Here is a 16,338-nt window from a genome sequence, read left to right on the forward strand (position 1 = left end):
TTCTTCCTTTTATTCTTCAGAATCTGAATCCGAATCATCACTGTTATCATCTGCAACAGGAGATTTACTCAATTCTTTCTGCAAATCTTTCATTTCTTTACGAGCGCTTTCCAACTCTTCACGAGCATCTTTCAAGCTTTCGATCAGAGCTTCACGGTCTTCTTTAGGAACAATAGTACTGTCGGATCCAATAGTCTCCAATCCTTCATTAAAGATTTCTTTTTGAGTTTCCATTTGTTGCTTCAAGCTACTGACAGTCGCATCATAGCCCACTTTGGCTGAGCCTGTCACAGAAGCACCTGCTTCTTCAGTAAGAGAAACCGTTTGATCCATTAGTTTTGCAAATAACTTTTTGAAGTCTCCAACTGTTTTAGCCTTGCTGATTTCAGCATCTGTTAAGAGACTAGAAGTAGATGTATCTTTTGAATCTGTTGAAGTATCCTTACTTTTTGAAGTGTTGGCAGATTTGCTCGTCACTTTAGTAGTTGATTGACTATTTGAAGTTTCCTTCTTTGTGTCTTGTTTGTTTGAACAAGCAGCAAGTGAAACAATCGTCAAAAGAGCAGCTGTCGATAAGATCATTTTTTTCATAAAATGGTCTCCTTTATATTTATTTTACCTCATTCTACCATCGGATACTTTGATTGTCAAATTAATCACTAGCTCTTAATAATAGCAAAAAAGTTGGACAAAACACTGTGAAATCAGTGTTTCTATCCAACTTCTCGATTATGAGTCATACAATTGTATCAATTTCATTAGTCTACTTTACCACCAAAAAGGCCGTGAGCCTTCCCTTGGGGCATTTTTAAGGCAAAACTCAGTAAAAAGACGATCCCTACAACCCCTGCTAAAAAGAAACTCATGACTTGGTAACCACCTCTTTCAATACAGAGGGCTGCGAGGGGTTGTAAAAGAATGGTTCCTAAATAACGAGCTCCTTGGACAATGGCCATGGCAAGAACCAAGTCTTTGCCATTTACCTGTTGGGCGATAAACCGTAAGGAGACCATAATCAAAACCATCCCTGTCGTGTGCTTAGCTAAGAGAGTCATTATCACTTTTAAGAAGACAGGACTTGGAAGAGCATAGACAGCATATTGAGCGAAAATAATCCCAATTGGAAGAGCGATCAAAACCCGTAAAGGCCAGTGGTCCATGAATCGATCAGAGAAAAAGATCAAGGGGGCTTCCACTACAACCGAGATAGCTACAACCGTTGAGGCAATATGGACTGGTAGACCGCTATCCATGAGTAGCTCAGGAATATAGGTATGACCAATATTTCCAACACCTGAAGCCAAGCCAATCAAAATGATAAAGAAGAGGTAGGGCACATTGTGAAGAAGGGGGCGAATAGAAACTGGCTCTTTAACCTTTTCTTCTTTTTTCTCTCTTGTCTTCATCCGAACTGCACTCAGACAGAAAATACTGAGTACAATAGTGATCAAAACCGTATAATAGACAGCTTGGGGGCTAAATTGATGATAGACCCAGCCGGCTATTTGAACACCGACCGAGTAGCCAATGGTTCCCCAAACGCGAATCTTCCCAAAAGCGTATGGACTTTGCGTTGCAAATACTTCCATCATGGGAGCTGTCCCATTCAAACAGACTAGAACAATCCCATAAAAAACGGTCAGCCAAAAGAGATTAGGTGCCCAAAGAAAACCTAGGACACCACCAATGATCACACTCAGACTGAGGGTCGTCATTTTTACGATTCCAAATCGCTCATTGATATACCCAAAGAAAGGTTGGGCTACCATAGATAAGAAAAAGGCAACCGATACCAAGGTCGACACTTGGGTTGCACTATAGTGCTTTCCCATCAAATAGACGGAAATGAGGGTCGTAAAGAGAGATGTGGACATAAAATAAAAACTATAGAGCAACATATAAGCTGCATAAGAATTTCGGAATTTTTTCATATGAATCCTTTTCTAAATAAGTATGAACGAAACAACGACAAAACCCAACTGATCACCAGTTGAGTTTCTATTTATTTTTTATTATAGCGCTTTTGAGCCTTTTTTTTGCGTCTCTCACGACTTTGTTTTTCAATCGAGAGAATGATGACAAGAATGAGAATTGGAATCAAGATCAGGAAGTGATCCAGCGAAAGCCATTTACTTTGCTTAGCAGTTGTCTTTTTCCCACTTGCTGTTTCTTTGACAAGCTCTGGCTTAGCCCCTTCTTCCACCTTCATATCATCTCGGATACCTTCATACAAAGTGTAGAGATCATTATCTACTGTCAGATAGCCATCTTTTACCTCAAGGGTCGGTTCTTTAGCCCCTTTTTTAACCGTTGCATAGAAGGGTTTTTCGAGTGTATAGGTCTTGCCGTCAATCTTCTGGACACCTGCATCTAACAATTTTTTATAGCCAAAATCTTTATAAGCTTTTTCGATCAAAGCATTCCCAAACGGGTGACGGTAATATTCCCCATCTTGGTCTGCCCAATCTCCTACGCCCATAATGACAGCAATCAATCGTTGATTGCCCCGTTTGATGGTCGCGATATAGTTGAAAGCTCCACGAGGACTTGATCCAGTTTTTAAACCATCCACACCTTTCAAAGCATACTTGGCTCCTGGCAATGAATAATTGTAGGTATCAAAGGTTTCCTCATACGGAGTTCCTTTTTTTACCGTGACTTGTGCTTGATTGGTATAGCTTAAGATATCCGGGTATTGATTGATGAAATGATAGACCAGAATCCCTAAATCACGCGCAGTTGTCTGGTTGGCCGCATCATTTGGATAATTATTTACCTGATAGTAGCCTTGCAAGGTTGAGATAGCCGCCCCGCTTGGGTTATTCCAGACCGTATTGGTCATGCCTAATTCCTTAGCCTTGGTATTCATGCGCTCGATAAAAGCATCTGGATCATTGTTGGACATGAGATTGGCCAACATGAGGGTCGATACATTTGAGGATGGAACCACTGTCATGGTAATCAGCTCAGGAATTGTATAGTCCACCCCAGCAACAATATTATTGTTGGAGATTTCATAAATCTTTCCGATCGCTTGATCTGAAGCGGTCGCCTTGATCACTGTATCCTTACTGATCTTGCCATTTGCCATATCTTCAAACAAGAGATAGAGCGTCATGAGCTTACTCATGCTGGCAGGATCTCTGACTTCATCGATATTGTCTTTCCAAAGAACATTTCCCGTATTGCCGTCAATAATGAGAGAAGAATGCGGACGGTTAATGGCTTGGACATTGTCATTTGGGTACATCTTTTGCGCCATATCCACCAATTCATCCGCACTAGCTAGAATTGGCTGGCATAAGAGACTCAGAAGGAGGCAAATATGGATCAAATATTTTTTTATCATAAACTATTCCTTTATAACAGACTATTCAGCTGGAGGTTGAAACAAGCTTCTAACCTTTATGCTCTTTCTTCTTGTCTCCCCGTAGATGAAAAGAGCCAATCACAGCAGTTAATTACTTGTATTGTACCATACTTTGAAGCAGAAAAAAACCTATCTGGCCCGAATAAATCGGCGATAGGTCCTGTTTTTTATCGACTTAACAAGCTCAAAGCTTCCTTATCCGCAATGATGGTCACATCTGGATGTCCCTGAAGGGCACTTGCAGGCACTTCTTCTGTCTTTTCACCCTCTACTGTTCCTTTAATCGCTTGGGCTTTCGATTCCCCATAAGCAAACAAAACAATCGATTTAGCTGCTAAGATATTAGCAATTCCCATCGAAATTGCCTTGGTTGGTACATCCTCAATTTTATCAAAGAAACGAGAGTTCGCTTCAATCGTAGAAGCATCCAACTGGACTAAATGGGTTTGGCTATCAAAGGATGTCCCTGGCTCATTGAAACCGATGTGTCCATTGCGCCCAACCCCTAGAATTTGAAGATCTACAGGATGTTCTTCTAAAATCTGATTATAACGTGCAACTTCTTGTTCGGCTGTTTCTTCTGCACCTATTGGGAGGTAGCTTTCTTTAAATGGTTTGGCATCAAAGAGATTTTTCTCCATGAAATAACGGTAGGATTGAGGATCATCTCCTGTTAATCCTACATATTCATCTAAGTTAACACTAATTAGATTAGATAAGTCCAAATCACTTTCGCGAATTTGTTTGTAAAATTCAAGGGGACTGCTTCCTGTCGCAAGACCTATGGTTTGAGCTCCTTCCTGTAATTTTTCTTTAAACAGATCAAAGGCAACTTTTCCACCCTCAATTTGGTCCTGAACTTCAATAATCTTCATGCGATAGACCTCCTATATCTCTATGGTTTCATTATATGGTATAGACCAATTTTTGTCAAGTGAAACCGCTATCTTTTTTGTATTTTTTCATTTTCAATTCGATTCGTGATATAATGAAAGGTATGATTGTAACTATATTATTTATCATTTTTTTGATAGGACTTCTTGTTTTTCTCTTATCTTTTTTGATTCACCGAAGAAAAGTCCTAAGGGCTATAATATTTTTGATAGGAACTTGCCTGATGCTTTTAGCTATTGGAACAACCATCTATCTACTCTCAAATTTACTTTAAAGGAGCACAAATGAACACAAACGACTTTGACTTTGATTTACCTGAAGAACTGATTGCCCAAACCCCTCTTGAAAAACGCGATGCCTCAAAGCTCTTGATCCTCGATCGAAAAACAGGGCAATTCCAAGACCGTCATTTTGATGCAATTTTGGATGAATTGGAGCCAGGAGATGCTCTTGTCATGAACAATACGCGCGTGCTACCTGCCCGTCTTCATGGAGTCAAACCAGAAACAGGTGGTCACGTCGAATTCCTTCTCCTTAAAAATACGCAAGATGACTGTTGGGAAGTCTTGGCAAAACCTGCAAAACGCTTAAAGGTAGGGGCCACAGTCAGCTTTGGAGATGGTCGTTTGACCGCAACTGTCGAGGAAGAATTGGAGCATGGAGGCCGTATCGTTCGCTTCCACTATCAAGGGATTTTCTTAGAAGTTCTAGAAAGCCTTGGCGAAATGCCACTTCCTCCCTATATTCACGAAAAGCTTGCTGACCGCGAACGTTACCAAACCGTTTACGCCAAAGAAAATGGTTCTGCTGCAGCTCCAACGGCAGGTCTTCATTTCACCCAAGAATTGCTCCAAAAGATTGAAGCAAAAGGTGTTCACCTGGTCTATTTGACCCTTCATGTGGGCCTAGGAACCTTCCGTCCAGTATCCGTGGACAATCTTGAAGACCATGAGATGCACTCTGAATTTTACCAACTTTCTGAAGAAGCTGCTGCTACCCTTCGTCAGGTAAAAGCTGCAGGAAAACGCATCGTGGCCGTCGGAACGACTTCTATTCGGACCCTTGAAACGATTGGCAACAAATTTGATGGAGACATCCAAGCTGATTCAGGCTGGACCAATATTTTTATCAAACCAGGTTATGAATGGAAAGTCGTCGATGCCTTTTCAACCAACTTCCACCTTCCAAAATCAACTCTGGTCATGTTGGTTTCTGCCTTTGCTGGCCGTGAATTAACCCTCGAAGCATACCACCATGCGATTCAAGAACGCTACCGCTTCTTCAGTTTTGGGGATGCTATGTTCATCAAGTAAAGGAGTCTCTCATGAATAAAATTGAAAGTCGCCACCGCTTGATCCGCTCTATCATTTCTGAGCGTAGGATTCATACTCAACAAGAACTTCAAGAAGCCTTAGAAGCCAATGGCGTTCTCGTTACCCAGTCCACCCTTTCACGGGATGTCAAATCCTTGAATCTAGTAAAAATTAACGAGGGGGATAGTTCCTACTATGCCATGAATACCATCGCTCCTTCCCGTTGGGAAAAGCGCCTGCGGATGTATATGGAAGATGCCTTAGTCATGTTGCGGCCCGTTCAAAACCAGGTCGTTGTAAAAACTCTTCCAGGCCTCGCTCAATCTTTTGGAGCGATCTTAGATGCATTAGAACTCCAAGAAATTGTAGCCACCATCTGTGGAGACGATGTCTGTTTGGTCATCTGCGAAGACAATCAAGGAGCTTTGGATTGTTTTGAAAAATTAAAAGAATTCACCCCACCCTTCTTCTTTAGTAAATAAAAAGTTTGGAAACCAAGTTTCCAAACTTTTTATGTTGTAGCTAAGCGTTGAATGGCTTCTCGATAGATTTCCATCGCAGCATAGAGATCTTCAATTTTTGCACGTTCATTGGCTTGGTGCTCGGTCTGTTCTGCACCTGGGAAAAGAGCCCCAAAGGCAACACAATTTTCCATGGTCCGCGCAAATGTCGCACCACCAGAAGACATAGCTGGCGTCTTATCACCAGTTTCTTCCTGATAGACGGCCATCAAAGAGCTGACTAAAGAACTATCCAAAGGAACATATAAAGGAGCCAAATAATCAAACTCTTCATATTCCAACTGATAACTAGCTGCAATTTCTTGCAAACGAGCTACCAAGGCATCCTTGTCTGCTAAAACTGGAATCCGGATATCAATCCCGATTTCCGATTGTTCTTGATCGATCACAAGGGTCGCAAGATTAAAAGAAAGATCCCCACTAGGTTCATCTGTAATTCTGCCAAATAAAGCTTCTCCCGTTGCATCCTCACCAACAGCATCTGCTATAAAGAGCAAGGCTGGATGGGGTTGGATGAGGGATAAACTTTCCGCTAAACCGACAATAGCATTCACTCCTTCGGCTGCATCTTTAGAGTGTTTCGAAACACCCAAAACCGTTACAGAATCTGCTGTTTGGCTATACTGAACCCCACTTTGATCCAAAACAGGAAGCAACTCCTCCAAACGATGACCAGCATAGGTCGCCTTGTCTGGAACAACATTGAGGGCCTGTCCAGCCTGTAAGGGAAGATCATCCCAACCTGGACCATGCAATTTCACTTGTAATAAGCCTTTTTCAGCATAGGTTAAGGGGAAAGAGGAATCTGGTGCAAATCCTAAATCTGCTTGCTCTTCGATTTGATTGTAGCGGTTCATACAGCGCCACAAGGTTTCTTCATCCGTCCCAAAGATAAAGCGGATTCGTTTGGTAAACTGGATGCCATCATCCAGCAAACTCTTAACTGCATAGAGGGCAGCGAGGGACGGCCCCTTATCATCCTGCACACCACGACCTACTAAATAATCCCCGACAACGGTCGCTTCAAAAGGTGGCGTTTGCCAATCTTGTAAATCACCGGCTGGAACAACATCCAAGTGACAAAGAACGGCCAGGAGTTCTTCCCCCTGACCGATCTCTGCATATCCATAGTATCCTTCAGGATCTATATATGTTTGAAAACCTAATTCCTGAGCAAGCTCTAAGGCTTTTTCTAGGACATCTTGGATAGCTTGTCCAAACGGTGTTCCATTTTCCCCTTCGTTCAATACAGAAGGGTAAGAAATGATGGTTTGAAGCGAGTTTAAAAACTGCTCTTTTACATCGTTCTTTATTATATTTTTCATGAAACACCTACTTTATTCTATTGCAAGAATGGAACCACAGTTCCTAGTAGAAGAAGGGCAATGGTGATCACAACAATCGCTACGACCAATTTACCCATGAATTTCCACCATGCACTCAAGTCAACACGTCCAAGAGCAAGAGCTCCCATTACGATACCTGAAGTTGGTGCGATCAAGTTCAAGACACCAGATGCAGATTGGTAAGCTGTGACAATCAAGCTACCTGGTACATTGACAAATTTACCAAGAGGTGCCATGATACCCATTGTTGCACTGGCAAGACCAGATGATGATGGGATCAAGAATGACATTGGCAAGTAGAAAATGTAAGTCAAGACAATGAACAATTGAGATGAAAGACCTTTCAATCCTTCTTCACCCCAGTGAAGAATTGTCGCAGTGATCATACCGTCGTTCATGATGACTTGGATACCACGTGCTACTGCTACGATAAGAGCAACACTCAAGAGGTCAGCTGCACCATTCATGAAGGATGAAATGATTTTATCTTCTTTCAAGCCATAAATGATACCAACGAGGATTCCCATGAAGGCAAAGAGCATAGCTGTTTGAGGGAAGTACCATGTACCAAGAGCATCTGTGTTACCGATCAATTGACCAAGTACTGGAATTTTATGGAGAGATTCGTTAAAGCTTTCAAAGAATTTAATACCCAAATCTTTGAATGGGATAAATCCAGCAACCATGATAACGAATGTTGAGATGAAGACGAGCAAGACACGTTTTTGTTTCTTGTTCATTTGTGAAGGAATTTCTTCACCACTATCAACGTTGAAGTGTTTCAAATCTTCTTCACGAGTTGCATAGGTGAGAGATTTGGTTGGGTCTTTTTGAACCTTATCTGCATAACGGTATACATAATATGTGCTAAGTCCTGTCAATACGATCCAGAAGATCACACGAAGTAAGAGACCTGAAGCACTTGAGATACCTGCAGTATCAGATGCGATAACTGTCGCAAATGGGTTCAATGTTGACGCCAAACATCCGATTTGTGATCCTAAAAGGATAATGGCTACCCCTGTCAAGCTGTCAAAACCAACGGACATCATAACAGGTACAAGAAGTGGATAGAAGGCCATGGTTTCTTCACCCATACCATAAGTTGTACCACCAAGGGCAAACAATGGCATCAAGATCAAAATCAACATTTTTTCGCGGCCTTTGTATTTGCGAACGATAGAAGCAATCCCTACATCAAGGGTACCTGTTTCGTTTACAACTCCAAGGAAACCACCGACCATCAAGATGAAGAAGGCTACGTCAATCGCTGCACTAGTTGGTGCTTTACCAAGCATGGCATTGATTGGGGCCATCAAGACATCCCAAATCCCTTGAGGATGTGCTTTTACAGATTCATAACTACCTGCAATGATAGCACCTGCATCGTCAACCTTGTATTGACCAGCTGGAATAATCCAAGTTAACACTGCCATAATAGCAATGATAATTAACAATACGGAAAAAGATGAAGGCATCTTAAATCCTTTTTTTGTTTTTTCACTCATTTGTCTTCCTCCTAACGCAACAAAGTGTGAGTGATGTTTTACAAGAGTCTCTTGTAAAACGCTTTCCTATAGACTTATTCTATCACAATAAGCTTTAAAATACTAGTTTTTTCCTAATTTTTCATTAGTCTTTTTGGATGATTGTTCCACTTTCAGACTCAATCAAAGCTCCCAGGTTTTCAAGTGATGTAATAACTGCTTTTCCTTCTGGGCGACCATTTACAAAGGCAATGGCAGCTTCCACTTTAGGAAGCATGCTTCCTGGTGCAAATTGGTCTTGTTTGATATATTCTTCCAATTGAGCCACATTAACATGTTCCAATTTTGCTTGGTCTGGTTTGTTGTAGTTCACAAAGACATAATCGACACCAGTCAAGACGATGAAGAGGTCTGCTTCTACTAATTCAGCCAAACGTTGAGATGCGAAGTCTTTATCGATGACAGCTTCAACACCAGATAGGCTACCATCTGCTTCTTTCACAACTGGGATACCGCCACCACCGGCTGCCACAACGACTTGACCGTCGTTCAACAAAGTACGGATGGTATTGATTTCTTTGATATCCACTGGTTTTGGTGAAGCAACAACTTTACGCCAGCCACGACCAGCATCTTCTTTGAAAGTTGCTCCAGATTTTTCAGCTTCTGCTTTTGCTTCTTCTTCTGAGTAGAATGGACCGATTGGTTTGCTGAGGTTGACAAAAGCTGGGTCGTTCTTATCAACAACGACTTGTGTCACAACAGAAGCCACATCTTTTTCAATTCCTTCTTCAAGAAGAGCATTTTGAAGAGCATTTTGAAGCCAGTAGCCAATGCTTCCTTCGGTCATAGCAACTAATGAATCAAGTGGGAAAGCAGGGTTCTTTTCAGAGTTTGCTGCCAAGTGTTGGAGCAAAAGGTTTCCTACTTGAGGACCATTTCCGTGAGTGATGATCAAGTCATCCCCATTTTTGATTAATTTGACTAAGTGTTTTGCTGTTTCTACAAGTGCTTCTTGTTGAGCTTGAGCAGAAGGATCAGATGAGAGAATAGCATTTCCTCCCAAAGCAACAACTATTTTTCTTGACATAAGTTTTCCCTTTCTATAAAAAATAGGGGCAGGACTAAAGCTAGCAGTCCAGCCCCTATAGCTGTTGGTATACGGTTATAAAGTCTTAAACTTTTGGAATGTACAAGTTACCAAGAGTAGCTGCCATAACCGCTTTGATTGTGTGCATACGGTTTTCAGCTTGGTCAAAGTGACGAGCATATTTGCTACGGAACACTTCGTCAGTAACTTCCATTTCTTCTACGCCGAATTTTTCAGCAACATCTTTACCGTAAACAGTATTTGTATCGTGGAAGGCTGGTAAGCAGTGCAAGAAGATCAAGTCTTCGTTATCAGCTTTCTTAATCAAATCCATGTTTACTTGGTAAGGTTTCAAAAGGGCAACACGTTCTGCAAATTTGTCTTCTTCACCCATTGATACCCAAACGTCAGTGTAAAGTACGTCTGCACCTTTCACTGCTTCGTCAGCATCTTCAGTGATCAAGATATGAGCGCCACTTTCTTTTGCGAATCCTTCTGCCAATTCAACAATTTCTTGTTCTGGGAAGAGTTCTTTTGGTGAGAAGATGTGTACGTTCACGCCAAGGATAGCACCTGTTACAAGAAGGCTATTCGCAACGTTGTTACGTCCATCACCACAGTATACAAGTGTCAAGCCTTCCAAACGTCCAAAGTTTTCTTGAACTGTCAAGTAGTCTGCAAGCATTTGAGTTGGGTGCCATTCGTCAGTCAAACCATTCCATACTGGAACACCTGAGAATTCAGCCAATTCTTCAACCATACGTTGGCTGAAACCACGGAATTCAATACCGTCAAACATACGTCCAAGAACTTTAGCAGTATCTTCTGTAGATTCTTTTTTACCAAGTTGGATGTCGTTTGCACCTAGATATTCTGGGTGAGCACCAAGGTCGATAGCTGCTGTTGTGAAGGCAGCACGAGTACGAGTTGAAGTTTTTTCAAACAAAAGCGCAATGTTTTTACCAGCAAGATAGTGGTGTTCAATGTTGCGTTTTTTAAGGTCTTTCAAGTGAGCTGAAAGTCCGATAAGGTATTCTAACTCTGCACGTGTAAAGTCTTTTTCTGCCAAGAAGCTACGTCCTTGGAACACTGAATTTGTCATTCTAATTGTCTCCTATTTTCTTTCTAGTATTGATCAGTAAGAAGGAAGAGCTGATCCCTCAAGACCAGCTCTCGGTCTTCTACATTAGATTTCTTCACGTTCGAATGGCATTGACATACAACGAGGTCCACCACGACCGCGAACCAATTCACTTCCGCGGATCTTAATCAAACGAAGTCCGTATTCTTCTAATTTCTTGTTGGTAACAGTGTTACGGTCGTATACTACTACCACACCTGGTGCGATTGTAAGAGTATTTGATCCGTCGTTCCATTGTTCACGTGCAGCAGCAACGACGTTGCCACCTCCACATGGAATCAATGTAACTTTTTCAACACCAAGGTTTTCAGCAAGCAATTCAGCCAAATCACCTTTTTCTTCAACGATCTTCAATTGTTCGTTTTCATAAGTTACAGAGAAGACGCGAAGGTTACCTTGGATTTCTGGGTGGATTGTGAATTTATCGTAGTCCACCATTGTGAATACTGTATCCAAGTGCATGAATTTACGGTTGTTAGCAAATTCGAAGGCCAATACTTTCTTGAAGCCAACGTTCTTCTTGAAGATGTTTACCAACAATTTTTCGATTGATGCAGCATCAGTACGTTGTGAGATACCAACTGCCAATACATCTTTAGAAAGTACCAACTCATCTCCACCTTCGATACGAGTATCTTCTTCACGGTTGTAGACAAGTTCAACTTTTCCACCGTAAACTGGGTGGTATTTGAAGATGTATTTACCATACAAAGTTTCACGGTTACGTGTATCTGCGTACATGTGGTTCAATGATACTGCATTACCAATTGTTGCAAATGGGTCACGTGTGAAGTACAAGTTTGTCATTGGATCAATCGCAAATGGGTAGTCAGATTCAACAAGGTCTGTCAATCCTTTTGCTTCTTCAGGAATTTCTGGAAGTTCAGCTTTTTGAACCCCTTCCATTGTTTTTTCAACCAATTCTTGGTTGTCTTCAATGCTGTGAAGCAATTCACGGATCGCAATTTTTGTTTGGCGTCCACGAATGTTCGCTTCTTCAAGGTATTCTTCGATGAACTGATCACGAATTTCTGGAGAAGTCAATGATTCAGCAGCCAACTGCTCAAGATAAAGTACTTCGATTCCTTCATTACGAAGTGCTTGAGCAAATGCGTCGTGTTCTTTTTGAGCATCTTCCAAGAAAGGAATATCATCAAAAAGAAGACGTTCAAGATAGTCAGGCATCAAGTTTTCCAACTCTTTACCTGGACGGTGCAAACAAACTTTTTTCAGTTTTCCAATTTCTGAGAAAACATGAATTGGGTGTGTAGACATCTATAGTCCTCCTTTTTCTTCGAGCTTATTCACAAGCTTTATTACAATTGTTATTATATTCTTTATTGGTACCGCTTTCACAAAGGATTCTACTTTTTGAATGCAAAGAATTTGGCGTTTTTTTGAATCCTTCCTATTTTTTAGTTAATATGAAGCGTTTTCTTTGCATATTTTGCCTTTTATATTATTTTTATGAATATATATTTTTTTGTAAAAAATAAAAAAAGATCAACGAATTAGTTGATCTCTTCAAAACTTTTTAAAAAGTAGGCTGTATCTAGAAAAGTTAGTTGTTTTCTCTCATACTGGATCTTATGAGAATCGATGAGTTTCTTTAAAACTTGATTGACGGTTTCTCGGGTTGTTGCCGCTAATTTAGCCATTTCCTTCATACTGATTGGAAATGGAAGTTGATTTCCTAAACTTTCATAGTCCTTGCACAAGATAGCTAAAGATTGAACCACACGCTCACTGGCACTAGCTGTCACGACATTACGTAGACGCAACTCTTGAAATTCTAAAATCGACGAGAGCTTTCTCGTAATGAAGAGCAACTGCTCCTTACTCTCTTGGGCAGATAATTCATAGAGGTTGACGGGAATTACAAAACAGCGTAAATCCGTTACAGCACTGGCTGTATAGTGGTAGCGTTCGTCCTGGAACATTCCACCATAAGGAAACAAGGACCCTTTTTTAATGTAATCCATATAGGAGAATTGATCAGAAGAATCAAATTGCTCAATGCGAACAAAGCCCTCCACTAGAAGGAATATGCGATCCCGTCTATCTCCTGCAAAAAATAAAATTTGTCCTTTAGGGATATCCCTGGCATGAATTTCAACAGCTAATTTATCAAAAAGCTCCACTGGCAACGCAGAAAATGCAGGATGCAAGCGAAGCAACTGGTAATCGTCTTTTGTAATCATGTCTACTATACTTCCTCTTATTTCTATTGTTAGTATAACATACTTTTTAATAGAAAGGGGAAAGAAGTCTCTTTAGAACAGAAAAGTAATTCAAAACAACAAGTGAATTTCATCCTACTTTAATAGAATAAAAGGCCTGAGCACAACTCAGACCCTTCTGTCGATTATTCATTCATATTAACTCGATGCCATTCATTGATAACATAAGCCAATTGACCCAATTGATATAGACCGACACCACTGATCTCAGAACTTTCTGGAGTCGTTCCTCCAAGACCTGCGGTATAAATGGCGATCAGGTACGGAGTAGATTCACGCACAATAGCGTCCACATTCAAAGCTTCAGCAACATAGCCTGGTTTTTGTTGAATGACCAAATCCGGTAAGAATTTCTTATAGTACTCACCTGGGAAAGACTCCCCAATCAATTCCAACAAATCTGCATATTTTTCTTGATGATTCCAAAGATATTCCAAAACATGGATATAGTAATCTGTTGTCGTTTTATTTTCATCGCTAAAGGTCTTTACTTCTGGTGAACGGGATTGACCATAGCGACTGAATAGCTTCCGCGCTTGCTCCATGCCACCCAATCGATCTGCTAAGGCATAAGCTGGGGTATTTTCAGAGTAAACCAATGAATAGCGTTGCATATCAGGGATAGACATGGCTCCATCAAATGCTGCGACGTAATTGTCATGCTCACCGACATATTCATAGTAGGTATTGGTAATATCAAACCGATCTGTTAAATTCAGTTTGCCTTTTGCAACCTCATCTACCACCAACATATTCAACGGCAACTTGTAGGTACTTCCTGCAGTCATTGGTTGAAGATCATTCATCGCAAACTGCTCTCCTGTAATGGCATTACGATAAGTAAAGGCAATTTGTGATGGATCAATTCCACTTTCTGCTAAGAAATCCTGAACAACCTCTACCAAACCTTTATTAGCATAATCATAGACAAGGCCATAAGCGCTCATCGTCTCCATATCTGCGTCTACAACTGCTTGCTTAGCTTCTGGAGATTTGACACGTGGTTTTTTGGTCTCTGGGGTTGACTTTTCTACATCTAATTTTTTTGTTTTCTTTGCTTTGTTTTCAATTGCTGATACTGTTGGTTGCGTGAGATGCAAATACCCCAATACACCTGTTCCCACCAGGCACAAAAGGATGCTGATTCCAATCATAATCGAGCGTAGATTAAAATATTTTTTCATATAGAATTAATTATAAAAGATTCTACTAAAAATAACAAGAATAATCAGAAGGGGAAAACGGTTTATTTTTTAAAAAAATATCCCTCTTCTTTAAAGAAATTACTTCTGTTTAAAGGAGCCCATAATGAGCTTAGCAATTTCACGCGCGATCGTCCGGAATAAAGAACTCAAGAAGGAATCTTTTGCCTTTTCAAGACTGGATTTCCTTGGACGACCTGGACTGCGTTTTTGCTCTGTTTTTTCTGTTGCAGACCGTTCTTTTTCTGCTTCTTTTTTCTCTTCTTGCACTTCCTTGCTTGCTTTAGCCACTAATTTTTCATAGGCAGATTCTCGGTCAATCGCTGTCGCATACTTTTGATGGAAAGGCGATGTTGTGATCAAGGCCAATTGTTCACTTTCATTTAACAGATCAAAACTGGATTGAGGAGAAAGAATAAAGGTACGCTCAACCACACTAGGCTGTCCCTTTTCATTCAGGAAAGAAACCAAGGCTTCCCCTGTCCCTAACTCAGTAATCACAGTTTCTGTATCAAAATCTGGATTCGGACGAAAACTTTGGGCAGCAACCTTAATCGCCTTCATTTCTTTTGGAGTGTAAGCTCGAAGAGCATGCTGAATACGATTCCCAAGTTGCGCTAAAACAGACTCTGGTAGGTCTTGAGGATTTTGGGTAATAAAGTAAATCCCTACACCTTTCGAACGAATCAGGCGTACCACTTGCTCGACCTTCTCAAGAAAGAGCTTGCTCGCATCCTTAAAGAGGAGATGCGCTTCATCAAAGAAGAAGACCAATTTTGGCTTTTCAGGATCCCCAACCTCTGGAAGTGTTTCAAAGAGACGAGACAGCATCCAGATCAAAAAGGTTGAATACAATTTAGGTGAATGAAAGAGCTTTGTAGCAGAAAGAATATTGATATAACCACGACCAGATGCATCGAGTTGCATGAAATCATTTAAATCAAGTGCTGGCTCACCGAAAAACTGATCTGCTCCTTCTTCTTCCAAAACCAAGAGACTTCTTTGGATCGCTCCAACAGACTGTTTGGTAATATTGCCATAATGGGCTGAATATTCCGAACTATGTTCATAGACTTCCTTTAAAAGACTTTGCAAGTCCTTCAAATCTATCAAAGGCCACTCTTTCTCCTTGGCTAATTTAAAAACAATCGCTAAAATCCCTGTCTGAGTCTCATTTAAATCAAGAAGACGAGAAAGGAATAATGAACCCATTCCTTCAACAGTCGCACGGACAGGATGGCCTGCTTGGCCAAAGACATCCCACAATCGGACAGGAAAAGCTTGTGGCTCAAAAGGATCTGTGATTCCAATAAGCTTATAGCGTTCTTCCAGTTTTGGTGTCCATTGCCCCGCTTTCGCTAATCCAGATAAATCTCCTTTGATATCTGCAAGAAAAACTGGAATACCTTCTTTACTTAATTTTTCTGTTAGGACCTTGAGAGTGACTGTTTTCCCTGTCCCTGTTGCACCCGCAATCAAGCCATGCCGATTCACCATCTGTAAGTAGATTGGCGTATCGACAACTCCTTTGGTAATAGCAATACTAGTCATTTCATTTCTCCCTGAACTTTCAGATTTTATTTATCGTTTTGACTTCGTCCTACCTAATCACTTTAAACAGGTTTCACATAGGTGTGACACATTTCTACTAGTGTATCATTTTACCGTCCAAACGCAAGGAATTATACTCCGATTTCAAGATGAATTCATAAAAAAAATCTATAAAAACAAAGA

General features: G+C 40.8%; 14 protein-coding genes. 2 read left to right on the forward strand and 12 right to left on the reverse strand.

Going from position 1 to position 16,338, the window contains the following annotated elements:
• Positions 1 to 9: 9 nt before the first annotated feature.
• The 4 genes from PCY07_RS02965 to PCY07_RS02980 form a co-directional block, all read right to left on the reverse strand.
• Positions 10 to 591 carry a hypothetical protein gene (locus tag PCY07_RS02965; protein ID WP_301355286.1) on the reverse strand — a complete coding sequence of 194 codons (582 nt, stop codon included), beginning with the start codon at positions 589 to 591 and terminating at the stop codon, positions 10 to 12.
• Positions 592 to 758: 167 nt separating this feature from the next.
• Positions 759 to 1,931 (reverse strand): MFS transporter, encoded by a 1,173-nt coding sequence (locus PCY07_RS02970; protein ID WP_013903303.1) that lies wholly within the window; start codon positions 1,929 to 1,931, stop codon positions 759 to 761.
• 71 nt (positions 1,932 to 2,002) lie between these two features.
• Entirely contained in the window at positions 2,003 to 3,349 is a 1,347-nt protein-coding gene (locus PCY07_RS02975; RefSeq protein ID WP_301355285.1) for a DUF1958 domain-containing protein, read from the reverse strand.
• A gap of 188 nt (positions 3,350 to 3,537) precedes the next feature.
• Complete coding sequence (locus tag PCY07_RS02980; RefSeq protein ID WP_301355284.1) at positions 3,538 to 4,245, reverse strand: glucosamine-6-phosphate deaminase; 708 nt, start codon at positions 4,243 to 4,245, stop codon at positions 3,538 to 3,540.
• 303 nt (positions 4,246 to 4,548) lie between these two features.
• On the opposite strand from PCY07_RS02980, the gene queA reads away from it, so the two are divergent.
• Complete coding sequence (gene queA / locus PCY07_RS02985) at positions 4,549 to 5,577, forward strand: tRNA preQ1(34) S-adenosylmethionine ribosyltransferase-isomerase QueA (RefSeq protein ID WP_003006367.1); 1,029 nt, start codon at positions 4,549 to 4,551, stop codon at positions 5,575 to 5,577.
• 11 nt (positions 5,578 to 5,588) lie between these two features.
• A complete protein-coding gene (locus PCY07_RS02990; RefSeq protein WP_003006364.1) occupies positions 5,589 to 6,059 on the forward strand; it encodes an arginine repressor in 471 nt (156 codons plus the stop codon).
• A 29-nt stretch (positions 6,060 to 6,088) separates the two neighbouring features.
• Here PCY07_RS02990 and PCY07_RS02995 read toward each other — a convergent pair whose 3' ends face one another.
• The 8 genes from PCY07_RS02995 to PCY07_RS03030 all read right to left on the reverse strand — a co-directional run bounded on the left by PCY07_RS02995 (position 6,089) and on the right by PCY07_RS03030 (position 16,155).
• A complete protein-coding gene (locus PCY07_RS02995) occupies positions 6,089 to 7,423 on the reverse strand; it encodes a dipeptidase (RefSeq protein ID WP_301355280.1) in 1,335 nt (444 codons plus the stop codon).
• Between the two features lie 17 nt (positions 7,424 to 7,440).
• The gene (locus PCY07_RS03000; RefSeq protein WP_003017698.1) at positions 7,441 to 8,952 is read right to left on the reverse strand and encodes a YfcC family protein; all 1,512 of its coding nucleotides are present in this window, start codon (positions 8,950 to 8,952) and stop codon (positions 7,441 to 7,443) included.
• A 124-nt stretch (positions 8,953 to 9,076) separates the two neighbouring features.
• Positions 9,077 to 10,021: a carbamate kinase gene (gene arcC / locus PCY07_RS03005; protein ID WP_003011576.1), complete on the reverse strand. Its 945-nt coding sequence runs from the start codon at positions 10,019 to 10,021 to the stop codon at positions 9,077 to 9,079.
• Positions 10,022 to 10,106: 85 nt separating this feature from the next.
• Positions 10,107 to 11,123 carry an ornithine carbamoyltransferase gene (gene argF / locus PCY07_RS03010; RefSeq protein ID WP_049483675.1) on the reverse strand — a complete coding sequence of 339 codons (1,017 nt, stop codon included), beginning with the start codon at positions 11,121 to 11,123 and terminating at the stop codon, positions 10,107 to 10,109.
• A gap of 84 nt (positions 11,124 to 11,207) precedes the next feature.
• Positions 11,208 to 12,437 carry an arginine deiminase gene (arcA, locus tag PCY07_RS03015; protein WP_049489081.1) on the reverse strand — a complete coding sequence of 410 codons (1,230 nt, stop codon included), beginning with the start codon at positions 12,435 to 12,437 and terminating at the stop codon, positions 11,208 to 11,210.
• A 236-nt stretch (positions 12,438 to 12,673) separates the two neighbouring features.
• On the reverse strand, positions 12,674 to 13,363 hold the full coding sequence (locus PCY07_RS03020) for a Crp/Fnr family transcriptional regulator (protein WP_049518503.1): 690 nt from the start codon (positions 13,361 to 13,363) through the stop codon (positions 12,674 to 12,676).
• A gap of 164 nt (positions 13,364 to 13,527) precedes the next feature.
• Positions 13,528 to 14,586 carry a serine hydrolase gene (locus PCY07_RS03025; RefSeq protein ID WP_049504007.1) on the reverse strand — a complete coding sequence of 353 codons (1,059 nt, stop codon included), beginning with the start codon at positions 14,584 to 14,586 and terminating at the stop codon, positions 13,528 to 13,530.
• 99 nt (positions 14,587 to 14,685) lie between these two features.
• The gene (locus tag PCY07_RS03030; RefSeq protein ID WP_301355275.1) at positions 14,686 to 16,155 is read right to left on the reverse strand and encodes a helicase HerA-like domain-containing protein; all 1,470 of its coding nucleotides are present in this window, start codon (positions 16,153 to 16,155) and stop codon (positions 14,686 to 14,688) included.
• Positions 16,156 to 16,338 lie beyond the last annotated feature (183 nt).

The organism is Streptococcus sp. SP1, from assembly GCF_030440005.1.
GTDB classification, from domain to species: Bacteria; Bacillota; Bacilli; order Lactobacillales; family Streptococcaceae; genus Streptococcus; species Streptococcus parasanguinis.

Excerpts from the sequence above, each read along its gene's own strand:
- PCY07_RS02980 (WP_301355284.1), bottom strand. The coding sequence starts at position 4,245 with ATGAAGATTATTGAAGTTCAGGACCAAATTGAGGGTGGAAAAGTTGCC.
- PCY07_RS03025 (WP_049504007.1), bottom strand. The coding sequence starts at position 14,586 with ATGAAAAAATATTTTAATCTACGCTCGATTATGATTGGAATCAGCATC.
- queA (WP_003006367.1), top strand. The coding sequence starts at position 4,549 with ATGAACACAAACGACTTTGACTTTGATTTACCTGAAGAACTGATTGCC.
- argF (WP_049483675.1), bottom strand. The coding sequence starts at position 11,123 with ATGACAAATTCAGTGTTCCAAGGACGTAGCTTCTTGGCAGAAAAAGAC.
- arcA (WP_049489081.1), bottom strand. The coding sequence starts at position 12,437 with ATGTCTACACACCCAATTCATGTTTTCTCAGAAATTGGAAAACTGAAA.
- PCY07_RS02990 (WP_003006364.1), top strand. The coding sequence starts at position 5,589 with ATGAATAAAATTGAAAGTCGCCACCGCTTGATCCGCTCTATCATTTCT.
- PCY07_RS03020 (WP_049518503.1), bottom strand. The coding sequence starts at position 13,363 with ATGATTACAAAAGACGATTACCAGTTGCTTCGCTTGCATCCTGCATTT.
- PCY07_RS02970 (WP_013903303.1), bottom strand. The coding sequence starts at position 1,931 with ATGAAAAAATTCCGAAATTCTTATGCAGCTTATATGTTGCTCTATAGT.
- PCY07_RS02975 (WP_301355285.1), bottom strand. The coding sequence starts at position 3,349 with ATGATAAAAAAATATTTGATCCATATTTGCCTCCTTCTGAGTCTCTTA.
- PCY07_RS03000 (WP_003017698.1), bottom strand. The coding sequence starts at position 8,952 with ATGAGTGAAAAAACAAAAAAAGGATTTAAGATGCCTTCATCTTTTTCC.
- PCY07_RS02965 (WP_301355286.1), bottom strand. The coding sequence starts at position 591 with ATGAAAAAAATGATCTTATCGACAGCTGCTCTTTTGACGATTGTTTCA.
- PCY07_RS02995 (WP_301355280.1), bottom strand. The coding sequence starts at position 7,423 with ATGAAAAATATAATAAAGAACGATGTAAAAGAGCAGTTTTTAAACTCG.
- arcC (WP_003011576.1), bottom strand. The coding sequence starts at position 10,021 with ATGTCAAGAAAAATAGTTGTTGCTTTGGGAGGAAATGCTATTCTCTCA.
- PCY07_RS03030 (WP_301355275.1), bottom strand. The coding sequence starts at position 16,155 with ATGACTAGTATTGCTATTACCAAAGGAGTTGTCGATACGCCAATCTAC.